The sequence below is a fragment of the Kitasatospora brasiliensis genome (genome assembly GCF_032654805.1).
GTDB classification, from domain to species: domain Bacteria; phylum Actinomycetota; class Actinomycetes; order Streptomycetales; family Streptomycetaceae; genus Kitasatospora; species Kitasatospora brasiliensis.
This window is the reverse complement of record NZ_JAUOOW010000005.1, coordinates 548,101-571,996: the sequence shown is the minus strand read 5'-3', so window position 1 is coordinate 571,996 and position 23,896 is coordinate 548,101. Positions and strand designations below refer to the sequence as shown.

Here is a 23,896-nt window from a genome sequence, read left to right as displayed (position 1 = left end):
ACATCGGTGTGCGGGTTTGTCACCGGTCCTGCCCTGCCGCGCGGGGGTTCTCCGGGCGCCGTTCACATGCGCACCGTCCCGTTCACACCCGGATCCGGGGGCGTTGACCGGCTTCTGACGAGGCGCGATGCTCGGGGCCGCGATCCGGACCGCGCCCCCCCACAGCACCTCGCTCCATTCGTGCAAGGAGGCATTTCGCCATGCCAGTTCCACGGATACGGCTGCGCCGCGCGGTCTCACTGCTCGCCCTCGGTGTGCTGGGCCCGGCGCTCACCGCCGCGGTGGCGGCGCCCGCGGTGGCCGCCCCGGCGCAGTCCCCGGCCCAGGTCCGCGCCGCGCACCAGGTCCGCCCGGCGGCCGCTCCGGGCAGTACGGCCAACCTGGCCGGCACGTCCAAGACGCTCAACATCAGCATGCAGCAGCAACAGCAGACCAACTGGTGCTGGGCGGCGAGCGGGAACACCATCGCCACCTGGTTCGGCTACAACTACAGCCAGAACCAGTTCTGCAACGCCGCGTTCGGCCGCTCCGCCAACTCCGTCTGCCCCAACAACCAGGCCACCCTGGGCGATGTGCAGAACGGGCTGAACTGGGCCGGGATCAGGCCGGGTTCGTACGTCAGCGGGTACCTGAACTACAGCACCGTGCAGTCCGAGGTGAACGCCGACCGCCCGATCGAGACGCGCATCCAGTGGAGTTCGGGCGGCGGCCACATGCACGTCCTGTACGGCTACGACACCACGAACAACTGGGTCTACTGGGGCGACCCATGGCCGTCCAACTACCGCTACAACTGGGCGGATTACTGGTACTACGTGAGCAACGGCACGTTCTCCTGGACCCACTCCCTGTACCGGATCGGCGCGTGAGGGCGACCATGACCGAGACCACGAGCCGCCGTCGGGCCGCCACCGCCGCCGCCACCGCCCTGCTCACCGCCGGCCTCGCGCTGGCGCTCGCCCCGGCCGCGCACGCGGACACCCCGCAGGCCCAGGCCCAGGCCCCGGCCCCGGTGCCCGCCGCCGAGCTGGCGCAGGCCCGCGGCGCGGTGCAGGACCCGGCTGTCCTCGACAAGGTCGGCCACTTCTTCGCCCGCAAGGGCGTTCCGCCGACCCAGCAGCTGACCATCGGTGCCGCCGAGGAGGCGCGGGCGGCGAGCGCGGCCGCCCCGCGGCTGGCCGGCGACACCGTGCCGGTGTACGTCCTGGATCCGGCCTTCGTGGCCGGCGCCCCGGGCGCTCCGGTGGCGAAGGCCGAGTTCACCGCCAGCACGGTGGTCGCGGCGGACGGGCAGAGCGCCTCGGTCTGGACCGTCCGGCAGGGCGGGGGCTGGAAGGTGGTCAACATCGCCTCGGGCGCAGACGAGGGCGACTACGCGGCGAAGGCGGCGAACAGCGGCGGCGGCACCGCCTTCCGCGAGCCGCAGGTCAACGCCTGGTACGTGCTGCGCGACGGCCGGGTGCTGCCGCTGGACGACGAGGCCCGGCGTTCGGTGGGCGAGGGCGGGGTGACGCTGGCCGCGTACCAGCAGCTGGTGCACCAGCGGTACGGGGACAAGCTGCCCGGCTCGGCGTACGACCGGGACGGCAAGGGCGGCGGCTACCAGGCGGATCAGGCGGATCAGGCGGATCAGACGGACCGGACGGATCAGGCGGAGGCCGCAGTGGACACCGTGGCGTCGCAGTCCCCGGCGGGCTCGTCGGCGCTGCCGGCCGCGACGGCGGTCGCCGCCCTGGGGGTCACCGCGCTGGTGGGCGCGGGCGCCGTGCTGCGACGCAGGACGGGCGTCCGCCGCGGCTGACGGTGTGCGGGGTCCGGCCGCTCAGGCCGGGCCCCGCTATCCCCTTATAGAGAGGAGCGCATAGGAGGGGAGGCGCATATAAGGGGAGCCGCTCACGCCCCCGTGAACCCGCTCCCGGCAGCGCGAAGGCGCGCTCCACCAGCGTCGCGACCTCCCGCCCGTCGCCCGCCGCCCAGTGCGGCACCGCCTCGGTGGTGGCGGCGCCGATGGCGGCCGCGGTCCCACGCTCCGCGATGTGTCCTGGAAGTGCTGGTCCAGCACAAGGAATTGACGCAACGTTGATCTGGCGTTCGCCGCCCCGGGGCGGTAGTCCATGACTGTCGGTAGATACGATGTGGCAATCGGTCAGTGCTGGCCGACGTGTGCCGAGAGCGGAGAAGGGGTGGGGCGGCGGGAGCCGACCACGAGCCCGGCACCGGGAAAGGGGACCGGAGTGGCCGACGCGGACGACAGGCAGACGAGCGCCCAGGTGTGGGGTTCGGCGGTGGTGGTGGGCTCCGCGCTGGCCGTGGTGGCGGCCTATCTGATCAACGGCGCCGCGCTGGTGCTGGCGGTCGCCGGGGCCGAGACCCTGCTGCTGATGGTCTACGTCGCCCGCCGCTGGCGTGCGCTGCACGGCGGGCCGGCCCCGGTCCGGCACCGCCCGCGCCGCGGCACCCCGGACGCGGCGCACTGCGAGCGCTGCCGCCGGGCCCGCGAGGCGCTGGACGCCCGGCAGTCGCGCCCGGCGCCGACCGCACCGCAGCCGGCGGCCGGCCGCGAACCGCGCGAGGAGCCGAACCCCAAGCCCGCCGCGCACGACGCGCACCATCACACCCACGAGCCGTTCCGGGCCCCGGCCGCGCAGCCCGAGCCCGGCGCCGCCGACCACCCGCCGTACCCGCGCCGCCCCCAGCTCCGGGCCCCGTACGAGCGGCCGTGGACAGCGGAACGGGCGGCCGTCCGGTCCGTGGACCGTTCGGCCGCCCGTCGGGGTGCGCCGGGATCAGCCGGCCGTGCTGTACGCCACCAGTGAGACGCCGACGTACTGGACGATGAACGCCCCCAGGGTGAAGGCGTGGAACACCTCGTGGAACCCGAACCAGCGCGGTGAGGGGTTGGGCCGCTTGAGCCCGTACACCACGCCGCCGATGCTGTAGAGCACCCCGCCGACGACCATCAGCACCAGGACGGCGACCCCGCCGGCGTGCAGGAAGTCCGGCAGGAAGAAGGCCGCGGCCCAGCCCAGCGCGATGTACACCGGGGTGTAGAGCCAGCGTGGCGCGCCGACCCAGAACACCCGGAAGGCTATGCCGAGGAGCGCCCCGCCCCAGGCGACCCAGAGCAGTATCTGCTGGTTCGCGCCCTTGAGCAGCAGCATCGTGAACGGCGTGTAGGTGCCCGCGATGATCAGGAAGATGTTCGCGTGGTCCAGCCGGCGCAGCACGGCGTCCCCACGCGGGCCCCAGTCGAAGCGGTGGTACACCGCGCTGACCCCGAACAGCAGCCAGGCGGTGACCGAGTAGATCGCGCAGGCGATCTTGGCGGACGGGGAGTCGGCCAGGCAGATCAGCACGATCCCGGCGGCGACCGTGGCGGGGAACATCCCGGCGTGCAGCCAGCCGCGCCACTTCGGCTTGCTCTCCGTGAGTGCGCTCTCCGCGAGCACAGCAGCAGTCATGGGCAGGATGCTACCCGCTACCTACGGTCCCGTAGGTTACTCATTCGTAGGAAGTGGCGATCGTCACTCTTAGACGTTTTGGAGTAATTGAAGTGTGGCGCCGCGCACTCCGTCCGGGCCTTGGGTGGCATGTTACCGGCTAGTAATCATACTGGCTGTAGTAAAAGGTGCGTCAATTTCGCCGCTTCGCCCCGTTCAGGCCTTGAGGCCGGAGCTACGCTGCAAGAACCCTCAGACCCCCGCGACGCCTTCTCCCCGCCGAGATGGCGTGAAACGGAGCGATCGTGTCGTACGAGATCTCTGCTCTCAGCGCATCCGCGCCCACCCACCACAAGCAGCTGCTCGCTTGGGTGAGCGAGATCGCCGAGCTCACCCAGCCGGACCGCATCGAGTGGTGCGACGGTTCCGACGAGGAGTACCAGCGCCTCGCGGACCTGCTGGTGGCTCAGGGCACCTTCAAGAAGCTCAACGAGGAGAAGCGCCCCAACTCCTACTACGCCGCCTCGGACCCGTCCGACGTGGCGCGCGTGGAGGACCGCACCTTCATCTGCTCCGAGCAGGAGAAGGACGCCGGACCGACCAACCACTGGAAGGCCCCCGCCGAGATGCGGGAGATCTTCCAGGGCGAGCAAGGCCTCTTCCGCGGCGCGATGAAGGGCCGCACGATGTACGTCGTGCCCTTCTCGATGGGCCCGGTCGGCTCCCCGCTGGCCGCGTACGGCGTCGAGATCACCGACTCCGCCTACGTCGCCGTCTCCATGCGCGTGATGACCCGGATGGGCCAGGCCGTGCTGGACCAGCTCGGCGAGGACGGCGACTTCGTCAAGGCCGTGCACACCGTCGGCGCCCCGCTCGCCGAGGGCGAGGCCGACGTGGCGTGGCCGTGCAACAGCACCAAGTACATCTCGCACTTCCCGGAGACCAAGGAGATCTGGTCCTTCGGCTCGGGCTACGGCGGCAACGCCCTGCTCGGCAAGAAGTGCTACGCGCTGCGCATCGCCTCGACCATGGCCCGCGACGAGGGCTGGCTGGCCGAGCACATGCTCATCCTGAAGCTCACCCCGCCGAACGGCGAGGCCAAGTACGTCGCGGCCGCCTTCCCCTCGGCCTGTGGCAAGACCAACCTGGCCATGCTCCAGCCGACCGTCCCGGGCTGGAAGGTCGAGACCATCGGCGACGACATCGCCTGGATGCGCTTCGGCCAGGACGGCCGCCTCTACGCCATCAACCCCGAGGCCGGCTTCTTCGGCGTCGCCCCCGGCACCGGCGTGGACACCAACGCCAACGCCATCGAGACCCTCTGGGGCAACACCGTCTTCACCAACGTCGCCCTCACCGACGACGGCGACGTGTGGTGGGAGGGCCTCACCGAGGAGCCCCCGGCGCACCTGACCGACTGGCGCGGCAACGACTGGACCCCGGAGTCCGGCACCCCGGCCGCCCACCCGAACGCCCGCTTCGCCGTGCCGGCCGCGCAGTGCCCGACCATCGCCCCGGAGTGGGAGGACCCGGCGGGCGTGCCGATCTCGGCGATCCTGTTCGGCGGCCGCCGCGCCACCGCCGTCCCGCTGGTGACCGAGTCCTTCGACTGGCAGCACGGCGTCTTCCTCGGCGCCAACATCGCCTCCGAGAAGACCGCCGCCGCCGAGGGCACCGTCGGCGAGCTGCGCCGCGACCCGTTCGCGATGCTGCCGTTCTGCGGCTACAACATGGGTGACTACTTCGCCCACTGGCTGAAGGTCGGCGCCCAGGCCGACGCCGCCAAGCTGCCGAAGATCTACTACGTCAACTGGTTCCGCAAGAACGCCGAGGGCGCGTTCGTCTGGCCGGGCTACGGCGAGAACAGCCGCGTGCTGAAGTGGGTCGTCGAGCGCCTGGAGGGCACCGGCCAGGGCGTGGAGACCCCGATCGGCGTGCTGCCGACCGTGGAGGGCTTCGACCTCGGCGACCTGAAGCTGTCCCAGGAAGACCTCGACCTGCTCTTCACCGTGGACGCCGACATCTGGCGCCAGGAGGCCGCCCTCGTGCCGGCCCACCTGGAGACCTTCGGCGACCACACCCCCAAGGAGCTGTGGGACGAGTACCGGAACCTCGTCGCGCGTCTCGGCTGAGCCTGAGCCTCAGCCGCGACAACGGCGGGCGCGTGGCACGAACCGCGCGCCCCGCCGAGCGGCAGGACGGCCGGAGTTCCGCCGGGTGGTCTTCCCCGACCAAGGAGATCACCCGGGCCGGGACTCCGGCCGTAGTGTTTCCACGACCGGCACCGTTTCCATGACCGGCGCCGATTTCATGACCGGTGCCGTTTTCGCGACCGGCGCCGTTTTCGCGACCGGTGCTACGGCTGGACGTAACCGCCGAGGAAGTCGCCGATCCTGGTCACCGCTTCGGTGATCTCCTCCGCCCGGGGCAGCGTGACCAGCCGGAAGTGGTCCGGCTCGGGCCAGTTGAAGCCGGTGCCCTGGACCAGCAGGATGCGCTGGGAACGCAGCAGGTCGAGCACCATCCGGGCGTCGTCCCTGATCTTGTGGACCTTCGGGTCCAGCCGGGGGAAGGCGTACAGCGCGCCCTTGGGCTTGACGCAGCTGACCCCCGGGATCTGGTTGAGCAGCTCGTACGCGGCGTCGCGCGAGGCGAGCAGCCGGCCACCGGGCAGCACCAGGTCCTTGACCGACTGCCGTCCGCCGAGCGCCGCGGCCACCGCGTGCTGCGCGGGCATGTTGGCGCACAGCCGCATCGAGGCGAGCACGGTCAGGCCCTCGATGTAGCTGCGGGCCCGGCGCCGGTCGCCGGAGAGCACCATCCAGCCGGAGCGGAAGCCCGCCACCCGGTACGCCTTGGACAGGCCGTTGAAGGTGACGCAGAAGAGGTCCGGGGCCAGGGTGGCCAGCGGGACGTGCTCGGCGTCGTCGTAGAGGATCTTGTCGTAGATCTCGTCCGCGTAGACCACCAGCTGGTGCCGGCGGGCGATCTCCGCGATGCCCTCCAGCACCTCGCGCGGGTAGACCGCGCCGGTCGGGTTGTTCGGGTTGATCACCACGATGGCCCTGGTCCGGTCGGTCACCTTGGCCTCGATGTCGGCGAGGTCCGGGTACCACTCGGACTGCTCGTCGCAGCGGTAGTGCACCGCGGTGCCGCCGGCCAGCGAGACCGAGGCGGTCCACAGCGGGTAGTCCGGCGCCGGGACGAGCACCTCGTCGCCGTCGTCCAGCAGCGCCGTCATGGCCAGCTGGATCAGTTCGGAGACGCCGTTGCCGAGGAAGACGTCGTCGACGGAGAGGCCGTGCAGCCCGCGCTCCTCGTAGTGCATGACCACCGCGCGGCGGGCGGAGAGCAGGCCCTTGGAGTCGCCGTAGCCGTGGGCGTTGGCGAGGTTGCGCAGGATGTCCTGGAGGATCTCCGGGGGTGCCTCGAAACCGAAGGTGGCCGGGTTGCCGGTGTTGAGCTTGAGGATGCGGTGGCCCTGTTCCTCCAGCCGCATCGCCTCGTCGAGCACCGGGCCGCGGATGTCGTAGCAGACATTGGCGAGCTTGCTGGACTGGATGACCTGCATGTCCGCCTACTTTAGGGGTACGGACGGCGTACGGACGGCCCGTTCGACCGGTCTCCGGGAAGGCGCCCGGGAGGGTCTCGGAGGCCCCCTTGGATCGGCAGGCGATGGCCCCGGGCGGCCTTGTGAATCGGCGGCCGGATGTCCGGATTGCCCCCGTACGCGAGGAGCGCCGCCGCGCGGCTGTGGGGGAACGAGACGGACGGCACACCAGGGCGGGAGGATGTGGCCGGTGCGTCGGTCGAGGAGGGGGTGCGCCGGTGGTCCCGGTCGTGGTGGTGGCGGTGCTGGTCGGCCTGCTGGCGGCTCCGGTGCTGCGGGGGAGGATCGCCCGGTTCGCGGTGCCGGAGGGCGAGCCCTGGTGCGACGCCTGCCCGGCGTGCGGGCGACGAGTGCGCCTGCTGCCGCCGACCGGGCGCTGTCCGGGGTGTCGGCGGCGACTGGGCGCCGGGGCCTGGACGGTGGAGCCGGTCGCGGTGGCGGCCGCCGTCGCGGTGGCGTACGCGGCGGACCGGCTGCTGGTGGTGACCCTGGCGCTGGCCTGGGCGGCGGCGCTCGGCGTGGTGCTCGGCTTCGTCGACGCCCGGGTGCGCCGGCTGCCGTACCGGCTGACCACACCGCTGCTCGGCGGGGTGGCCGCGCTGTTGGTGAACGCGGCCCTGGCCGAGGCGGATCCGAGCGCGCTGCTGCGCTGCCTGCTGGTCGCGCTCGCCGTCGGGGCGGTGCTCGAACTCGCCGTCTGGCTGGGCGCGTTGGGCCCTGGGGACTCCCCGCTCGGGCTCGCCCTGGGTGCCCTGCTCGGCTGGTACGGCTGGTCGGTGGCGCTCGGCGGGCTGTTCGCCGCGGTGGTGCTCGCCGGGCTGTGGGCCACCCTGCGGGCGGCCGCCGCGCTGGCCCGCCGCCGGCCGGTGCGCGGGCTCACCCTCCCGGCCGGCCCGTTCCTGCTGCTCGGCGCGCTCACCGCGGTCCTGGCCCGGTGAGCGCCAGCCGGTGATGAGCGACAGCCGGTGATGAACGACAGCCGGCCGTGGAGGGGGAGGGAAACGGAAGGGCCCGCCGTACCGGTCGGGTACGACGGGCCCCGCCGCCGACGCGCGGGCCCCACCCTCAAGGGGCGGCGCGCCGGGGGGAGTTGAGCTTTGGTGGCCGGAGCCTGCTCTTGCCTTACGGCATCTTGTGGACGAACGGGCCGACCGTGTTGGAGAACGCGTTGCCGTTGTTGGCGTCCCAGTTGGTCGACCAGGTCATCGCGCCGCGAATGGTCGGCCACTTGGCCGGCGGCACGAAGCTCCCGCAGTTGTTGCCGGTGGCCAGGCAGTCCAGGGCGTTGTTCACCACGGTCGGGGAGACGTAGCCGCCGCCCGCCGCCTTGCTGGAGGCCGGGACGCCGATGCCCACCTGGTCCGGCCGCAGGCCGCCCTGGATCTGGGTGCAGACCTGCGAGGTGATGAAGTCGATGGTGCCCTGGGTGTAGACCTTGCCGTCGCAGCCGTTCATGCCGCCCGAGTTGTAGAACTGGGTGTTGACGACGGTGAGGATGTCCTTGGTGTTCAGCGCCAGCTGGAAGTAGGCGCCGGAGGTGTTGTACATCCCGATGGTCTCGGGGGCCATGGTCAGGATGAAGCCGGGGCCGACCTTGGCCTGGAGGGCGTGCAGCGCGTCGCCGAGCGGGCCGGCCTGGACGCCGTTCTCCAGGTCGACGTCGATGCCGTCGAAGCCGTAGTCCTTGATGATCGCGTAGGCGCTGTTGGTGAAGTTGGCGCCGGCGGTGGCGTTCCCGACGGTGATCGCGCCGTTCTGGCCGCCGATGGAGAGGACGACCTTCTTGCCGGCCGCCTGCTTGGCCTTGATGTCGGCGCGGAACTGGGCGTCGGTGTAGCCGCCGAGGGCCTTGGACAGGCCCGGGTCCAGGGTGAAGCTGATCGCGCCGGTCTGGGTCGGCACCGCGTCGGCGAAGGAGACCGCGATGATGTCGTACGCGCTCTGGACGTCGCTCAGGCGCTGCGCGGTCGAGCCGTTGTCGAAGTTCTGCCAGTAGCCGGTGACCGCGTGGGCGGGCAGGCCGGTCGGGGGCTTCGGGGTGGTGGTCGGCGTCGGCGTCGCGGTCTGGGTGGCCGTCGCGGTGGGGCTCGGGGTCGCCGTCTGGGTGGGGGTCGGCGTCGCGGTCGGCGTCGGGGAGGCGGTGGCCGTCGGCGTGGGGGTCGCGGTCGGCGACGGGGTGCCGGTGCCGCCGGGGCCGACCAGCGCGACGTCGTCCGCCAGGTAGGCGCTCTGGCCGTACCAGCCGTGCAGGTAGACGGTGACGCTGGTGGTGTTGGCCCCGGTGGTGAAGGTGCTGGACAGCTGGTTCCAGCTGTTCTGGTTCGACCAGACGGACGGGTCGGTGCCGCCGGTGCCGCGCGCCCCCAGGTAGACGTACGAGCCCTGGACCCAGGCGCTCAGCGTGTAGCTGGTGTTCGGCAGCACGCTGACGGTCTGGGTGCACTCGGCGGTGTCGCCGGCGCCCGGGGTGGCCTGGAGCGCGCCGGTGCCGGAGTGCACCGGGGAGGAGACGGTGGTCGCGGCGCCGGTGCAGGTCCAGCCCCCGAGCCCGCTGTCGAACCCGCCGTTGGCGACCAGGTTGCCGACCGCCGCGCTGGCGCCGCCGGCGAACAGGGCGAGGCCGCCGCCGGCCAGGGCGAGGGCGGTGGCACCGGCCGCGACGGCCGGGAGGGGGCTGCGCCGGCGCTTGTGCGACGGCTGGTTCAGCGTACGGGCCATGGGGCGACGCTCCTGGGGGAGGAGCGGCCGCCGCGGTGGGGGTCGCGGCGGCCGCGTGTGGGGGAGGGCTGTTGCGTCCGAGATGAGCCGGTGGGACGAGGGGAGGATTCGTTTCGTCCCGGATCAAAAGCTGGACTAGACCATTGCGGGTCGTCAAGCATCGGACGGACGGCTTACGGTTCCGTTAAGGATTCGGAGACCGTTCCGTGTCCGCGTCCCGGGCGCCCCGCGACACCCCTGCGGCCCGCCCGGACGACCCTCGACACACCTGTCGCGACAGACTTCGCACAGGACCGTGACAAGACTGCTACCTGCGGCTTTACCGGGCCCCTGTGCGCGGGAGTAGGCTGCGCCGGGGGCTGAGAGGCACCAGCTGTAACGAGTACGGAGGGGCCGGAAAGATGGGTCTGCGCGATGTCGCCGAACGGACGCCGGGGCTGCGCACCCTGCTCGGCGGGATGTACCGGCTCTACGGCCGACGGGTGGAGGTCCACCTCGCGCGCACCCCGCGCCACATCGGCGTGATCCTGGACGGCAACCGCCGCTGGGCCAAGGCCACCGGCGGCTCCACCGCCTACGGCCACCAGCGCGGCGCCGACAAGATCAGCGAGTTCCTCGGCTGGTGCGACGAGACCCACGTCAAGGTCGTCACCCTCTGGATGCTCTCCACCGACAACCTGGACCGCCCGGCCGACGAGCTCGTCCCGCTGCTCGGCATCATCGAGGACGCCGTCACCGGCCTGGCCGCCGCCCGCCGCTGGAAGGTCAACCCGGTCGGCGCGCTGGACCTGCTCCCGCAGCACACCGCCGACGTGCTCAAGCGGGCCGCCGAACAGACCGCCGACATCGACGGGATCACCGTCAACGTCGCGGTCGGCTACGGCGGCCGGCACGAGATCGCCGACGCCGTCCGCTCGCTGCTCCAGGAACAGGCCGGACGCGGCACCTCGATCGAGGAACTGGCCGAGATCCTGACCGTCGAGCACATCTCCGAGCACCTCTACACCCGCGACCAGCCCGACCCGGACCTGATCATCCGCACCTCGGGCGAGCAGCGGTTGTCCGGCTTCCTGCTCTGGCAGAGCGCGCACAGCGAGTTCTACTTCTGCGAGGCGTACTGGCCGGCCTTCCGCAAGGTCGACTTCCTGCGCGCGCTGCGCGCCTACGAGCAGCGCAACCGGCGGATGGGTCTGTAACAGCCGGGGCCGCGCGGGGAAATGACCGCCGTAGGCGGGGCCTACCCGGTGCCCGCGCGCGGCCAAACGTTCACCGGCAATGATCCGTCAGTTCTCCCGGGGCGCGAATGCACCGTTCCCCGCCTGGGAATACTCCACTCAGTCCGGCCCCGAGGCCACCGGGGCAGCGGGGGCCGGCTGGACGCGGATGACGCAGGGTCATCCGCTCTGGAGGCCTAGTGGTCAGTTCCAAGAGCCGCCGGACACCAGACCGGCGCACGTACGTTCTCGACACCAGCGTGCTCCTGGCGGACCCGCTCGCCATGACCCGCTTCGAGGAGCACGAGGTCGTCCTTCCGGTGGTGGTCGTCACCGAGCTGGAAGCCAAGCGGCACCACCCGGAGCTGGGCTACTTCGCCCGCCAGGCGCTGCGGCTGCTCGACGACTACCGCATCCGCCACGGCCGGCTCGACGAGCCGATCCCGGTCGGTGAGCTCGGCGGCACCATCCGGGTCGAGCTCAACCACTCCGACGTGTCGATACTGCCGGTCGGCTACCGGGCCGGCGGCGGCGAGGCGGACACCCGGATCCTCGCGGTCGCCCGCAACCTCCAGGCCGAGGGCTACGACGTCACCGTCGTGTCCAAGGACCTGCCGCTGCGGATCAAGGCCAGTTCGGTGGGCCTGCTCGCCGAGGAGTACCGGGCGGAGCTGGCGATCACCTCCGGCTGGACGGGCATGTCCGAACTGCACGTCCCGGCCGACCAGGTGGACGCGCTGTTCGCGGCCGGCCACGACGTGGGGGTGGACGTCGACGGCGCCACCGAGCTGCCCGTCCACACCGGGCTGGTGCTGACCTCGGAACGCGGCCGCGCGCTCGGCCGGGTCACCGGCGACGGCCGGGTGCGGCTGGTGCGCGGCGAGCGCGAGGCGTTCGGGCTGCGCGGGCGCAGCGCCGAGCAGCGGGTGGCGCTGGACCTGCTGCTCGACCCGGAGGTCGGCATCGTCTCGATGGGCGGCCGGGCCGGCACCGGCAAGTCGGCGCTGGCGCTGTGCGCGGGGCTGGAAGCGGTGCTGGAGCGCAGGCAGCACCGCAAGGTGATGGTCTTCCGGCCGCTGTACGCGGTCGGCGGCCAGGAGCTCGGCTACCTGCCGGGCAGCGAGGCGGAGAAGATGGGCCCCTGGGCCCAGGCGGTCTTCGACACCCTCTCCGCCGTCACCACTCCGGACGTGATCGAGGAGGTCATCGCCCGCGGGATGCTGGAGGTGCTGCCGCTGACCCACATCCGGGGGCGCTCGCTGCACGACGCCTTCGTGATCGTGGACGAGGCGCAGTCGCTGGAGCGGAACGTCCTGCTGACGGTGTTGTCCCGGATCGGCCAGGGCTCGCGGGTGGTGCTCACCCACGACGTGGCGCAGCGGGACAACCTCCGGGTGGGCCGCTACGACGGCGTGGTGGCGGTGGTGGAGAAGCTGAAGGGTCATCCGCTCTTCGCCCACATCACGCTCACCCGCTCGGAGCGTTCGCCGATCGCGGCGCTGGTCACGGAGATGCTGGAGGACATCAACCCGTGATCCGTCCCTGATCAGGGCATAGTCGGACAATACGGTCAACTCGCGGTCCGGGGCCCGTTCCTGAGGGAGTGGGCCCCATCCGTTTCATCACATCGAGTGCTTTCCGTTCGGGGAACCGTCGCACGGTGAATGTGACATGCGCCACGCGAGCGGGAATTGCGTCGACCGCACCCGGTGCGGCATGGTGAGGGTTCTGTCAGGCCCCGCGTACGGCGCGGCAGGGCTTCCGGACTCTGGAAGTCCGGCCCCGGAAGGTCCGCCAACTCCGGTCGGTGGACACACAATTGAAGACCGTTGAGCCGTACGCCGCCCGATTCCAACGCCCGGTCGCCTCACCTCGGCCGGACGCCGGGCCAGCACCTCCCGTGACCAGAGCACCGTGCGGAGGTCCGTGCCAAGGGGCATCTTGCGCCCGTACGGTCACGCGTGGGCGATGCTGGAAGGAATCCATGTGACTCGGATCTCGGTCCGGGGAGTCGCTGTGGCCTCCGCCACCGCCGTCACCGCTGTCGGTGCCGTCGTGGGTATGGCCTCGGGCAGCGAGGGCAAGACGACGCAGACGGTCGATGTCGCCGGCGCGACCCTGCTTGCCGAAGTCCCCTCTGGCGCCCAGGCGCAGACCATCAGTGACAACATCGGCCAGCAGGCATCCGCCCAGCAGGCCTCCGCCGACGCTGCCGCCAAGGCCGCCGCGGAGCAGAAGGCCGCCGAGGAGGCCGCGCGCCAGCAGGCCGCCGCGGACGCCCAGGCGAAGGCCGACGCTCAGGCCAAGGCCGACGCGGAGAAGGCCGAGGCGGACAAGGCCGCCAAGGCCGCGGACGAGAAGCGGAAGGCCGACGAGGCCGCCGCCAACCGCTCCAAGTCGCGTTCGGCGATGACCGCGGTCGACGACAGCGCGCCGGCCGTCTCGGTCAGCCCCGGCTCGGTCCAGGACCTGGCCCGGCAGATCGTCGGCAACGACGCGCAGTTCCAGTGCTTCAGCCAGATCGTGAAGCGCGAGAGCGGCTGGGACTACACCGCGACCAACAAGAGCTCGGGTGCGTACGGCCTGGTCCAGGCGCTGCCCGGGAACAAGATGGCCTCGGCCGGTGCCGACTGGCGCACCAACCCGGGCACCCAGATCAAGTGGGGCCTGAGCTACATGAACAGCCGCTACGGCAGCCCCTGTGGCGCGTGGTCGTTCTGGCAGGCCCACCAGTGGTACTAGGAACCGCCGCGGCGTAGCCGCGCGGTTCATCGCGGCCCCCGGCCGTTCGCCCCTTCCCGGGCGGACGGCCGGGGGCCGCGGCGTTCTCCGGCGCGGGTGCGCCGGAGTGCGCGGTGTCGGGGCGGACCGCGCCGCCCGGGCCGCGCTGACCAGTGCGCCCTCGGGCGGTGCGGCCCTGTTGCGGACGCGGGGCGCGGGAAGGGGTCCTGGTTGCCTTCCGCGCCGACCGGTCCGCCGGCAGTTGGCCGTGGGGCGACCTCGGGTGTTCGGCTCCGGGGTCTCGTCCCGACTCCTCCCCAGCGAAGTCTGTCCGAAACCAGATGGAACATGGCGGTTTGTCCGGTTCATCAGGATGGATGGTTCGAGTCGAACAGGCCGGCGATCGGACTCACCACGCCCTCGCCGGGTAGCGTCATCCCCGACGGCCGCGGCGGGAAGCGCGGCGTACCGCCTGGCACGGCGGGTTCGGCAGGGGAGTGGTGGTACCGAGGATGGCGCGGGGCGGAAAGGCCTTCAAGGCCGTGGCCAAGGGCATGGCCGTGGTGGCGAGCGCGGCCGCCGTGATCGAACGGAGACGGCGCGCCGCGATGGCGGCCGACCCCCATGAGTCGGCCGTCCCGGCGCTGACGGACGGTTTCGTCCCGGCGCCGGCCGAGGCGATCGGCCTGGCCGCCGGCCCGGTACCCGTCCCGCGGACGGACCCGGCCCCGGCGGTGCTGCCGGCGGACGTGGCGGTGCCCGCGGACCCGGTGGCCGAGGAGGCCCCGCCGTCCGCCGTGGAGGCCCCGGCCGCCCCGCCCGTACCGGTCTCGCACGCCGGGCTCGGCCGGGAGTACCACCCGGGCCGGCCGGCCACGCCCGCCGAGGCGGTGCCGTGGGGTCTGCGGGTGGCCGCCGAGTCGACCTGGCGGCTGCTGCTGCTGGGCGCCGCGCTCTACGTCCTCTTCTACGTGGTCGACATGCTGCGGCTGGTCGCCTTCTCGGTGCTGGCCTCGCTGCTGATCACCGCGCTGCTGGAGCCCTCGGTCTCCTGGCTGCGCCGGCGCGGGGTGCCGCGCTCGCTGGCGGCGGGCGGGGTGTTCCTGAGCGGTCTGGCCGGAATCGGCCTGGTTGGCTGGTTCGTGGTCTGGCAGGTGACGACCAACCTCTCGGACGTCACCACCCAGGTGAAGACCGGCGTCAACCAGCTGCGGGACTGGATGGTCACCGGGCCGCTGCACCTGACCCAGCAGCAGATCACCGACTTCGCCAACCAGATCACCAAGGCGATCACCACCAACACCGATCAGCTCACCTCGGCCTCGATCACCGGCGCGCAGATCGCCGTCGAGATCCTGACCGCGCTGCTGATGACCTTCTTCACCACCTTCTTCTTCCTCTACGACGGCGCGAAGATCTGGAACTGGGCGCTGCGCGGACTGCCCCGGCAGTCCCGCTTCGCGATGGCCGGGGCCGGTCCGAAGGCGTGGACGACGCTCACCGCGTACGTGCGCGGGACGGTCTGCGTGGCCTTCATCGACGCGGTCTGCATCGGCATCGGTGTGGACGTGCTCGGGGTGCCGCTGGCGATGCCGATGGCCGTGATCATCTTCCTGGGCGCCTTCGTCCCGCTGGTCGGCGCGCTGATCACCGGCACCGTCGCGGTGCTGATCGCGCTGGTCACCCAGGGGCCGTGGACGGCGCTGATGGTGCTGGTGGTGCTGGTGGTGGTGATGCAGGTGGAGAGCCACATCCTCCAGCCGCTGATCCTCGGCCGGGCCGTACGGGTGCACCCGCTCGGCGTGGTGCTGGGCGTCGCGGCCGGCGGCATCATCGGCGGCATCGGCGGCGCGGTGGTCGCCGTCCCGCTGATCGCGGTGATCAACACCGTGGTCGGCCACCTGCGTCGGCGCAACGAGGCCGGTCAGGCCGTCTTCACCGCGCTGGAGGCCGCCCGCGAGGCCGCCGAGCGCACCGCGGCCGCCCCGGCGTCCGCGCGGTCGCGGCCCGCGGCCGAGTAGCGGGGGCGTATGCACGGGAACGGGCCCCGTCCGGACAGATGTCCGGACGGGGCCCGTTCCCGTGGAGCGTGCGTCAGCCGTTGACGGCGGCCAGGGCGGCCTCGGAGTCGAGGACACCGGCCACGGCCTGGAGGACGGCGGCGATCTTCATCGAGGCCTGGACGACCTCGCGCTCGACGCCGGCCTTGCGCAGGACGGCCTCGTGCGAGTCGAGGCACTGGCCGCAGCCGTTGATGGCCGAGACCGCGAAGCACCAGAGCTCGAAGTCGACCTTCTCGACGCCCGGGGTGCCGATGATGTTCATCCGCAGACCGGCCCGCATCGTGCTGTACTCCTTGTCGGAGAGCAGATGCAGCGTCCGGTAGTAGACGTTGTTCATCCCCATGATCGCGGCCGCGCCCTTGGCGGCGGTGTACGCCTCCGGGGAGAGGTTGGCCTTGGCCTCGGGCTCCAGCTCGCGCAGCAGGCCGGGGCTGCGGGTGGCCATCGCGCAGGACAGCACGGTGCCCCAGAGCTGCTGGGCCGGGAGGTCGGAGTTGCCGATGACCGAGCCCAGGTTGAGCTTGAGGTCCTTGGCGTAGTCCGGGAGGGCGGCCTTCAGGTCGTCGAGAGCCATGGGTCAGCCCGCCAGCAGGGCCTGGGCGTCGAGGGTGTCCTCGCCCTTGCTCCAGTTGCACGGGCACAGCTCGTCGGTCTGGAGGGCGTCCAGCACCCGCAGGACCTCCTTGGGGTTACGGCCGACGGAGCCGGCGGTCACCATGACGAACTGGATCTCGTTGTTCGGGTCGACGATGAAGACGGCGCGCTGGGCGGTGCCGTCCTCGTTCTCGACGCCGCAGTCGCGCATCAGGTCGTGCTTGATGTCGGCCAGCATCGGGAAGGGCAGGTCGCGCAGGTCCTTGTGGTCCTTGCGCCAGGCGTGGTGCACGAACTCGGAGTCGCCGGAGACGCCGAGGATCTGGGCGTCACGGTCGGCGAACTCGTCGTTCAGCTTGCCGAACGCGGCGATCTCGGTCGGGCAGACGAAGGTGAAGTCCATCGGCCAGAAGAAGACGACCTTCCACTTGCCCTCGTAGGACTTGTGGTTGATGTCGGCGAAGGCGCTCGCGGCGTCCAGGTCGACACAGGCCTTGAGGTCGAACTCGGGGAACTTGTCACCAATCGTGAGCACGTTCGCTTCTCCTGAAATAGATGAGGGGAGTTTGTCCGGATTCCGAACAACACCCACCATTCCACATCGTGGACTGATCAGGGAAATAGCTAGACTGGATGTGTCTGATCGGAGATTGCTATCAGTACTGAATCCCCCAAGTCGCGGCCGGGCCCCCGCAAGAGCGCCGGCGCCAAGATCGAACCGACTGTGGCGAGCGCCACAGCGCGCAGCCCGCGCACCCCGACCGTCGCCCAGCTGAAGGCGTTCGTCGCGGTGGCCGAGCACCGGCACTTCCGGGAGGCCGCCGCGGCCACCGGGACCAGCCAGCCCGCGCTGTCCGGGGCGGTCGCGGCGCTGGAGGAGGCGCTGGGCGCGCAACTGGTCGAGCGTACGACGCGCAAGGTGATCGTCACACCGCTGGGGGAGCGGGTGCACCGGCACGCCCGTCGGGTGCTCGCCTCGCTCCAGGCCCTCACCGAGGAGGTCGAGGCCGCCCGCCGCCCCTTCACCGGGCCGCTGCACCTGGGCGTCATCCCGACCGTCGCGCCCTATCTGCTGCCCACCGTGCTGCGGCTGGTGCGCGACCGCTTCCCGGAGCTGGAGCCGCACGTCCACGAGGAGCGCACCTCCTCGCTGCTGGAAGGCCTGGCCTCCGGGCGGCTGGACGTCCTGCTGCTCGCGCTGCCGGCCGGCGGAGCCTCGCCGACCAGGGACATCCCGCTGTTCGACGAGGACTTCGTGCTGCTCACCCCGCCCGGCCACCCGCTCGCCGGGCGGATCGACGTGCCGCGCGACGTGCTGCTCGACCTGGACGTGCTGCTGCTGGAGGAGGGCCACTGCCTGCGTGACCAGGCGCTGGACATCTGCCGCGAGGTCGGCGCCGACCCGGTGGGCTCGTCCACCCGCGCGGCCGGGCTGGCCACCTTGGTCCAGCTGGTCGCCGGCGGCCTCGGGGTGACCCTGCTGCCGGCCACCGCGCTGGACGTCGAGGCCGGTCGTACCGACCGGCTGGCCGCCGTCCGCTTCGCCTCCCCCTCCCCGGGGCGCCGGATCGGGCTGGCCGTCCGGCCGGGCTCGGCCCGCAGCGCCGAGTACGAGCGCTTCGCGGCCGCGCTGCGGGAGGTGCTGGTCGAGCTGCCGGTGCGGATCGTCAGCTGACCGCCGCTCCGCCGAGGCAGAGCCCGACGGCGGTGGTCACCAGCAGGTCGAGGGCGCGCAGGGTGTCCGGGTCGGTCGGCTCGCCGGGGGTGCGCTGCGCCAGGTGGCGGCCGGTCAGGCCGTCGAAGCCGGCCAGGAAGAAGATCGCGACCTCCCGGGCGGGCAGGGCGAGCCGGATGCCGTGGGCGTCGGCCAGCGCGCCGAGCATCTCGGCCGCGGTGCCCTCCAGCCCGCGCTGCATCGCCGACATGATCTCCTGGAGGTCCGGGTCGCGCATGGCCAGCGTGCCGAACTCGGCGAGCAGCTCGCAACGCCCGTCCGCCCTGGTCGAGTTCTGCCACAGGGCGTGGACCAGGGTGCGGACCTGCTCCCCGAACGGTCCGTCACCGGGGTCGACGGCGCGGACGCTGTCGACGAAGTCGGCGGTCAGCTGCTCCACCACGGCCCGGTAGAGGTCCTTCTTGGTGCCGAAGGTGTAGTGCACCGTCGCCTGTGCCACGCCCAGCTCGGCCGCGATCGCGCGGGTGCTGCCGGCCGCGACCCCTTCCCTGGCCATCAGATCGAGGGCTGCCTGGACCAGCTGCGGGCGGCGTTCGGAGGCGGGGACATGAGCCATTGGGTCAGGGTATCGCCACGGGCGGGCAACTGCGTCGATCGATCTTGTCGCGCAATCCTGTCGCGCAACTTTGTCATGTGACAATGTTGGCCTTACGGTGGTCCCGACACCTCCGCGACGACCCCGAGGACCGCCGATGGCCACCTGCCTGTACCGATTGGGCCGCTTCGGCTTCCGCCGAAGGCGCGCCGTGCTGGCCGTCTGGATTGCCCTGCTGATCGCCCTGGGTGGCGCCGCGGGCGCCTTCGCCGGCAAGACCAGCGACGAGTTCCGGGTCCCCGGCACCGAGGCACAGACCACCCTGGACAGGATCAAGGGCGCCTTCCCGGAGCAGGACCACGGCTCCGCCCAGGTCGTCTTCGCCGCCTCCGCCCCCGGCGGCGTCACCGCGCCGGAGGCGGGCCGGGCGGTCAGCGAGGCGGTCGCCCGGATCGCCGCCGTCCCGGGCGTGGCCGCGGTGCCCGACCCGTACGCCACCGGCGCCGTCTCACCCGACGGCAAGGTCGCGATCGCCCTGGTCTCCTTCGACCACCGGCTCGCCGACATCACCGAGCAGCAGCGCGAGGCCGTCAAGGCCGCCGCCGAACCGGCCCGCGCGGCCGGGCTGGAGGTCGCCGCAGGCGGCGACGCGTACAACAAGATGGCCCAGGTCGAAGGCGGCTCCGAGTCGATCGGCCTGGCGGTGGCCGGGGCGGTGCTGGTGATCACCCTGGGCACGCTGGTCGCCGCCGGGATGCCGCTGCTGACCGCCCTGGTCGGGATCGGCGTGGCGCTCTCCGGGATCTGGGCCCTGACCGGCTCGTTCGAGATCCTCACCGCCGCCCCGGTGCTCGCCCTGATGGTCGGCCTCGCGGTCGGCATCGACTACGCGCTGTTCATCGTCTCCCGGCACCGCCGCCACCTGGCCGAGGGCCTGGAACCCGAGGAGGCCGCCGCCCGCGCCACCGCGACCGCCGGCAGCGCCGTCGTCTTCGCCGGCCTGACCGTGGTCGTGGCGCTCGCCGGGCTCGCCGTCGCCGGCGTCCCGTTCCTGACCGTGATGGGCCTGGTCGCCTCCGGTGCCGTCGTGGTGGCCGTCCTGGTGGCGATCACCCTGCTGCCCGCGCTGCTCGGCTTCGCCGGCCGCTCGATCGACCGGCTGCCGGTGTGGAAGCGGGCGCTGCGCACCGGCGGCCGCACCACCCTGGGCGAGCGCTGGGGCCGCTTCGTGGTCCGCCGTCCGCTGGCCGTCCTGCTCACCGGGCTGGCCGCGCTGGGCGTCCTCGCGGTGCCCGCCGCGAGCCTGTCCCTCGGCCTGCCGGGCGGCGGTTCGCAGGCCGCAGGGACGGACCCGCGCAAGGCGTACGACCTGGTCGGCGAGAGCTTCGGGCCCGGCTTCAACGCGCCGCTGGTGGTCGTCGTGGACGCCCACGGGGCGCCGCAGCCCGAGCAGGCGGTGCGCGAGGTGGCGGCGAAGTTGCAGACCCTGAAGGGCGTCCGGACGCTGCTGCCGCCGGCCGTCGACGCGGCGAGCGGGACGGCCCTGGTGACCGTCATCCCGCAGACCGGCCCGGACCACGAGGACACCAGGGCGCTGGTCAACGAGATCCGCGACCAGCGCGAGGAGCTGAGGTCCGCCACCGGCGCGGGCATCGCCGTCACCGGCACCACGGCCGCCAACATCGACGTCTCCACCAAGCTCGGCCAGGCGCTGCCGCCGTTCGTCGCGGTGATCGTCGGCATCGCGCTGGTGCTGCTCGCGCTGGCGTTCCGCTCGGTGCTCGTCCCGCTCAAGGCGGTGGTCGGCTTCCTGCTCAGCATCCTGGCCTCGACCGGCGCCGTGGTCGCGGTCTACCAGTGGGGCTGGCTGGACGGCCTGATCGACGTGCCGAAGGTCGGGCCGGTGGTGAGCTTCCTGCCGATCCTGCTGATCAGCGTGCTGTTCGGGCTGGCGATGGACTACGAGCTGTTCCTGGTCTCCGGGATGAAGGAGCAGTACGTCCACGGCATGGCGCCGCGCGAGGCCGTCGTGGCCGGTGTGCGGGGCGGCGCCCGGGTGGTCACGGCCGCCGCGCTGATCATGGTCTCGGTGTTCGGCTCGTTCGTCCTCGGCGACGACCCGATCGTCCAGCCGATCGGCTTCGCCCTCGCGGTGGGCGTGCTGGTGGACGCCTTCCTGGTGCGGATGGCGCTGGTGCCGGCCGCGATGGCGCTGTTCGGCCGGGCCGCCTGGTGGTTCCCGAAGCGGCTGGAGAAGGTCGTGCCGAACGTCGATATGGAGGGCGAGCAGCTGATCGCCGCGCTGGAGGAGCAGCCGGCGAAGGAGCCCGCCCGGGTGTAGCGAAGTGCGGTGCCCGGCGGGATCCCGTCCCGCCGGGCACCGTCACGTCTCTGCGACCGTCACGCCCGTACGACCGTCACGTCCGTACGGGCAGCCGCTGCTCGAACCAGACGACCTTGCCGGTGCCCAGCCGGGTCGCACCCCAGCGGTCCGCGCACCGGGCCACTATCTGGAGCCCGCGCCCGCGCTCGTCCTCCGGCCCGGTACGGCGCGGGCGCGGCAGCAGCGGGCTGTCGTCGCCGACCTCGCAGCGCAGCCGGGTGGTGCGCACCAGGCTCAGGGTGACCGGCCGGGTCGCGTGCTGGACGGCGTTGGTGACCAGCTCGCTGACCATCAGCTCGGTCGCCTCGCAGAGCTCGTCCAGCCCCCAGCGGCGCAGCGTGTGGGCGGCCAGCCGGCGGGCCCGGCCCGGCGTCTCGTTGCGCGGCTGGAGGTACCAGTGCGCGACGTCCCCGGCCGGGATGCCGTCGAAGCAGGCGCCGAGCAGGGCGATGTCGTCGCCGCGGTCGCCGGGCGGCAGGATGCGCAGCGCCTCCTGGCACAGCTGCTCGGGGGCCTGCCAGCGGGCGGCGGCGATCCGGGCGCGCAGCACCTCCAGGCCGTCGCTGATCGGGCGGGTGCGGGTCTCCACCAGCCCGTCGGTGAACAGCAGCAGCGCCGAGCCGGGCGGCGCGGGCAGCTCGACGGAGTTGAAGTCCACCCCGCCGACGCCGATCGGCGCCCCGGAGTCCAGCTCGACCAGCTCGGCGGTGCCGTCCGGGCGGACCAGCACCGGCGGGACGTGCCCGGCGTTGGCCATCACCACCCGGTTGGCGATCGGGTCGTACACCGCGTAGATGCAGGTGGCCAGGTGCTGTTCGCGGCCGAGCCGCTGGGCCTGCTCGTCCAGGTGGTAGAGCACCTCGTGCGGCGGCAGGTCGAGGGCGGCCAGGGTCTGGGCGCTGGTGCGCAGCTGGCCCATGATGGCGGCCGAGGTGAGCGAGTGGCCCATCACGTCGCCGACGATCAGGGCGACCCGGTTGCCGGGGAGCGGGACGGCGTCGTACCAGTCCCCGCCGACCTGCGCGCCGCGCTCACCGGGCAGGTAGCGCTGGGCGATCCGGACGCCGTGCGACTGCGGCAGCCGCAGCGGCAGCATGCTGCGCTGGAGCTCGTTGGCGATCTCCCACTCGCGGGCGTAGCGCAGCGCGGTGTCCACGGCCAGCCCGGCCTGGGTGGCGAGGTGCGCGGCGGTCGCGGTGTCCGCCGCGTCGAAGACCGGGCGGCCGGTGCGTTCGGGAGGGCGGCGGATCAGTATCAACAGCCCGAGGACGGCCTTGCGGCCGCGCAGCGGCAGGGCGAGCACGGAGGTGCCGGCGGCCAGCCGGGCCACCCCGCGGGTGCCGTACAGCTCGCGCAGCAGGGTCTCGGTGCGCTCGGCGCCGGGGGTGCCGAGGACGGCCGCCTCGGCGGGGCGCCGGCTCAGCAGGGCGTGGGCGAGCGCCCCGCCGCGGGTCACCGGGGTGGCCGGGCCGCCGTCGGCGGTCGAGCGGGCGCCGTAGCGGGAGCGCCGCCGGTCGTCCAGGCCGCTCGGGCGGCCGCGGCGGCCGATCCGGGTGCCGGTGCTGTGGTGTATCCGCAGCTCCTCCGGGAAGCCGGGCTCGCGTTCGACGTTGGGCAGCGGGTCGCGCAGGTGGACGACGGCGGCGTCGGCGAGCGTCGGGACCAGCACCCGGCCGATGTTGCGCAGCGTCGCGGCCAGGTCGAGGGCGCTGTTGATCCGCCGGGTCGCCGAGTCGAGGTAGCCGAGGCGGTCCGCCATCTCGGCGCGCTCCGGGCGCCCGGCCGGCCGCCTCGCCGCAGCCGTGGCCGTCGTCGCCGTGGCGGTCGTCGCCGGGGCGGCCGGGGCCGCCGGGACCTGGCGGCGCTGACCCGGGACGGCGGGCGGCTGCTCCGCCTCGGTCTTGAGCTGGTCGCGCACGGCTGCCTGTCCTGGATTCGGTGTGGTCGGTGAGCTGTTCTGTTGCCCCGCCCGCGGGTGCGGCCGGTCCTGTCCCGCTTCGATCAGCCGACGCGTCGACAGCACAGGAACAGCTGTTCCTCCGGCGGCAGCGAGGTACTGGCCGGCGCGTACGGATGCCCCGAGCACTCCTCGACGGCGAAGCCGGCCGAGACCAGAACCCGCTCCAGATCCTCCCTCAGATACCCACTGATCCGCAGCTCTCTGCCAAGGAACGGAAGCGGAACGTGATCCAGGTCCGCCTCGACCATACCGAGCGCCAGCAGCCCACCCGGCCGCAGGAGTTCGCGCAGCCTTCCCAGCGCGGTCGGGATCTCGTCCTGCGGCAGCAGGATGAGGGAGAAGAACGCGGTCACGGCGGCGTACCGGCCCCGGCCGTCCGGCCCCAGCTCGGGGGCGTTCCAGACCCGGGCCGCGCGTTCGGTGGCCAGATCGTACAGGTCGATCCGGTGGAAGACCGGCGGAAAGCCGCCGGGGAAGGCGGCCCTGCGGGCCAGCGCGAGCATCCCGTCGGAGAGGTCGGCCCCGGTCACCCGCAGACCGGCCGCGGCCAGCTGGCGGACGGTCGGGTCGCCGGTGCCGCAGCCCACGTCCAGCACCCGGTCGCCGGGTGCGAGCCCGGCGAGCAGTTGCCGGACGCAGGCCAGCTGGCCGTCCTTGGCGGGGAAGGCCTCGCCGTACTCGGTGCCGATGGTGTCGAAGGCGACCGCCTGGAGGGCCCGGACCGCCCGGCGGCGCCGTACCTCGGGCTCGTCGTCCCCGGCGTCCTCGCCGACCGGGAACGGGTCCGATATCTGTCCGGTCGTCACGTTGTGAGGCACCCTTCCACCCGTGGCCTCCGGTGGCTCCTCCGCGGCCCCGAGGGCCGCTGCCGGTGGCGGTACGTCACGCACGCCGCACCACGTGGCCGGACTTCGCACCCCGAC

Annotated in this window: 19 protein-coding genes; 11 read left to right on the top strand and 8 right to left on the bottom strand. The window is 72.5% G+C overall.

Going from position 1 to position 23,896, the window contains the following annotated elements; translation table 11 throughout:
• The first annotated feature begins 200 nt into the window (after positions 1–200).
• The 3 genes from QWJ13_RS22085 (at position 201) to QWJ13_RS22075 (ending at position 2,816) form a co-directional block, all read left to right on the top strand.
• On the top strand, positions 201–869 hold the full coding sequence (locus QWJ13_RS22085; protein WP_316526544.1) for a papain-like cysteine protease family protein: 669 nt from the start codon (positions 201–203) through the stop codon (positions 867–869).
• A gap of 8 nt (positions 870–877) precedes the next feature.
• Positions 878–1,801 (top strand): hypothetical protein, encoded by a 924-nt coding sequence (locus tag QWJ13_RS22080; protein WP_316526543.1) that lies wholly within the window; start codon positions 878–880, stop codon positions 1,799–1,801.
• A 433-nt stretch (positions 1,802–2,234) separates the two neighbouring features.
• Positions 2,235–2,816 carry a hypothetical protein gene (locus QWJ13_RS22075; protein ID WP_316526542.1) on the top strand — a complete coding sequence of 194 codons (582 nt, stop codon included), beginning with the start codon at positions 2,235–2,237 and terminating at the stop codon, positions 2,814–2,816.
• On the opposite strand, the gene trhA is transcribed toward QWJ13_RS22075, so the two are convergent.
• Positions 2,787–3,461 carry a PAQR family membrane homeostasis protein TrhA gene (gene trhA / locus QWJ13_RS22070; RefSeq protein WP_316526541.1) on the bottom strand — a complete coding sequence of 225 codons (675 nt, stop codon included), beginning with the start codon at positions 3,459–3,461 and terminating at the stop codon, positions 2,787–2,789. The genes QWJ13_RS22075 and trhA overlap by 30 nt on opposite strands.
• A 284-nt stretch (positions 3,462–3,745) precedes the next feature.
• Between trhA and QWJ13_RS22065 the strand changes: the two genes are divergently transcribed.
• Positions 3,746–5,572 carry a phosphoenolpyruvate carboxykinase (GTP) gene (locus tag QWJ13_RS22065; protein ID WP_316526540.1) on the top strand — a complete coding sequence of 609 codons (1,827 nt, stop codon included), beginning with the start codon at positions 3,746–3,748 and terminating at the stop codon, positions 5,570–5,572.
• 224 nt (positions 5,573–5,796) lie between these two features.
• Here the strand turns inward: QWJ13_RS22065 and QWJ13_RS22060 are convergent, their stop codons facing one another.
• Positions 5,797–7,011 carry a pyridoxal phosphate-dependent aminotransferase gene (locus tag QWJ13_RS22060; RefSeq protein ID WP_316526539.1) on the bottom strand — a complete coding sequence of 405 codons (1,215 nt, stop codon included), beginning with the start codon at positions 7,009–7,011 and terminating at the stop codon, positions 5,797–5,799.
• A 257-nt stretch (positions 7,012–7,268) separates the two neighbouring features.
• Between QWJ13_RS22060 and QWJ13_RS22055 the strand changes: the two genes are divergently transcribed.
• The gene (locus QWJ13_RS22055; RefSeq protein WP_316526538.1) at positions 7,269–7,988 is read left to right on the top strand and encodes a prepilin peptidase; all 720 of its coding nucleotides are present in this window, start codon (positions 7,269–7,271) and stop codon (positions 7,986–7,988) included.
• A 184-nt stretch (positions 7,989–8,172) separates the two neighbouring features.
• Here QWJ13_RS22055 and QWJ13_RS22050 read toward each other — a convergent pair whose 3' ends face one another.
• Positions 8,173–9,768, bottom strand: a complete 1,596-nt coding sequence (locus QWJ13_RS22050) for a chitinase (RefSeq protein WP_316526537.1) — start codon at positions 9,766–9,768, stop codon at positions 8,173–8,175.
• Between the two features lie 401 nt (positions 9,769–10,169).
• Here QWJ13_RS22050 and QWJ13_RS22045 point away from each other — a divergent pair, with 401 nt between their 5' ends.
• The 4 genes from QWJ13_RS22045 (at position 10,170) to QWJ13_RS22030 (ending at position 15,724) form a co-directional block, all read left to right on the top strand.
• The gene (locus QWJ13_RS22045; protein ID WP_316526536.1) at positions 10,170–10,964 is read left to right on the top strand and encodes an isoprenyl transferase; all 795 of its coding nucleotides are present in this window, start codon (positions 10,170–10,172) and stop codon (positions 10,962–10,964) included.
• Between the two features lie 218 nt (positions 10,965–11,182).
• A complete protein-coding gene (gene phoH2, locus QWJ13_RS22040) occupies positions 11,183–12,517 on the top strand; it encodes an RNA 5'-3' helicase PhoH2 (protein ID WP_316526535.1) in 1,335 nt (444 codons plus the stop codon).
• Positions 12,518–12,968: 451 nt separating this feature from the next.
• On the top strand, positions 12,969–13,724 hold the full coding sequence (locus QWJ13_RS22035; RefSeq protein ID WP_489753398.1) for an aggregation-promoting factor C-terminal-like domain-containing protein: 756 nt from the start codon (positions 12,969–12,971) through the stop codon (positions 13,722–13,724).
• 491 nt (positions 13,725–14,215) lie between these two features.
• Positions 14,216–15,724 (top strand): AI-2E family transporter, encoded by a 1,509-nt coding sequence (locus QWJ13_RS22030; RefSeq protein ID WP_316526533.1) that lies wholly within the window; start codon positions 14,216–14,218, stop codon positions 15,722–15,724.
• A gap of 73 nt (positions 15,725–15,797) precedes the next feature.
• Here the strand turns inward: QWJ13_RS22030 and QWJ13_RS22025 are convergent, their stop codons facing one another.
• Together QWJ13_RS22025 and QWJ13_RS22020 are read right to left on the bottom strand one after the other, a co-directional pair.
• Positions 15,798–16,340 carry an alkyl hydroperoxide reductase gene (locus tag QWJ13_RS22025; protein WP_316526532.1) on the bottom strand — a complete coding sequence of 181 codons (543 nt, stop codon included), beginning with the start codon at positions 16,338–16,340 and terminating at the stop codon, positions 15,798–15,800.
• 3 nt (positions 16,341–16,343) lie between these two features.
• Complete coding sequence (locus QWJ13_RS22020) at positions 16,344–16,895, bottom strand: peroxiredoxin (protein WP_316526531.1); 552 nt, start codon at positions 16,893–16,895, stop codon at positions 16,344–16,346.
• A gap of 189 nt (positions 16,896–17,084) precedes the next feature.
• Between QWJ13_RS22020 and QWJ13_RS22015 the strand changes: the two genes are divergently transcribed.
• Positions 17,085–18,035, top strand: coding sequence for a LysR substrate-binding domain-containing protein (locus tag QWJ13_RS22015; protein WP_316526530.1), 951 nt, complete (start codon positions 17,085–17,087; stop codon positions 18,033–18,035).
• Here the strand turns inward: QWJ13_RS22015 and QWJ13_RS22010 are convergent.
• Positions 18,028–18,651, bottom strand: coding sequence for a TetR/AcrR family transcriptional regulator (locus QWJ13_RS22010; protein WP_316526529.1), 624 nt, complete (start codon positions 18,649–18,651; stop codon positions 18,028–18,030). The genes QWJ13_RS22015 and QWJ13_RS22010 overlap by 8 nt on opposite strands.
• A gap of 136 nt (positions 18,652–18,787) precedes the next feature.
• Between QWJ13_RS22010 and QWJ13_RS22005 the strand changes: the two genes are divergently transcribed.
• A complete protein-coding gene (locus tag QWJ13_RS22005) occupies positions 18,788–20,971 on the top strand; it encodes an MMPL family transporter (protein WP_316526528.1) in 2,184 nt (727 codons plus the stop codon).
• Positions 20,972–21,047: 76 nt separating this feature from the next.
• On the opposite strand, the gene QWJ13_RS22000 is transcribed toward QWJ13_RS22005, so the two are convergent.
• A complete protein-coding gene (locus QWJ13_RS22000; protein ID WP_432277582.1) occupies positions 21,048–22,772 on the bottom strand; it encodes an ATP-binding SpoIIE family protein phosphatase in 1,725 nt (574 codons plus the stop codon).
• Between the two features lie 242 nt (positions 22,773–23,014).
• Positions 23,015–23,779, bottom strand: coding sequence for a class I SAM-dependent methyltransferase (locus QWJ13_RS21995; protein WP_432277573.1), 765 nt, complete (start codon positions 23,777–23,779; stop codon positions 23,015–23,017).
• Positions 23,780–23,896: the final 117 nt, after the last annotated feature.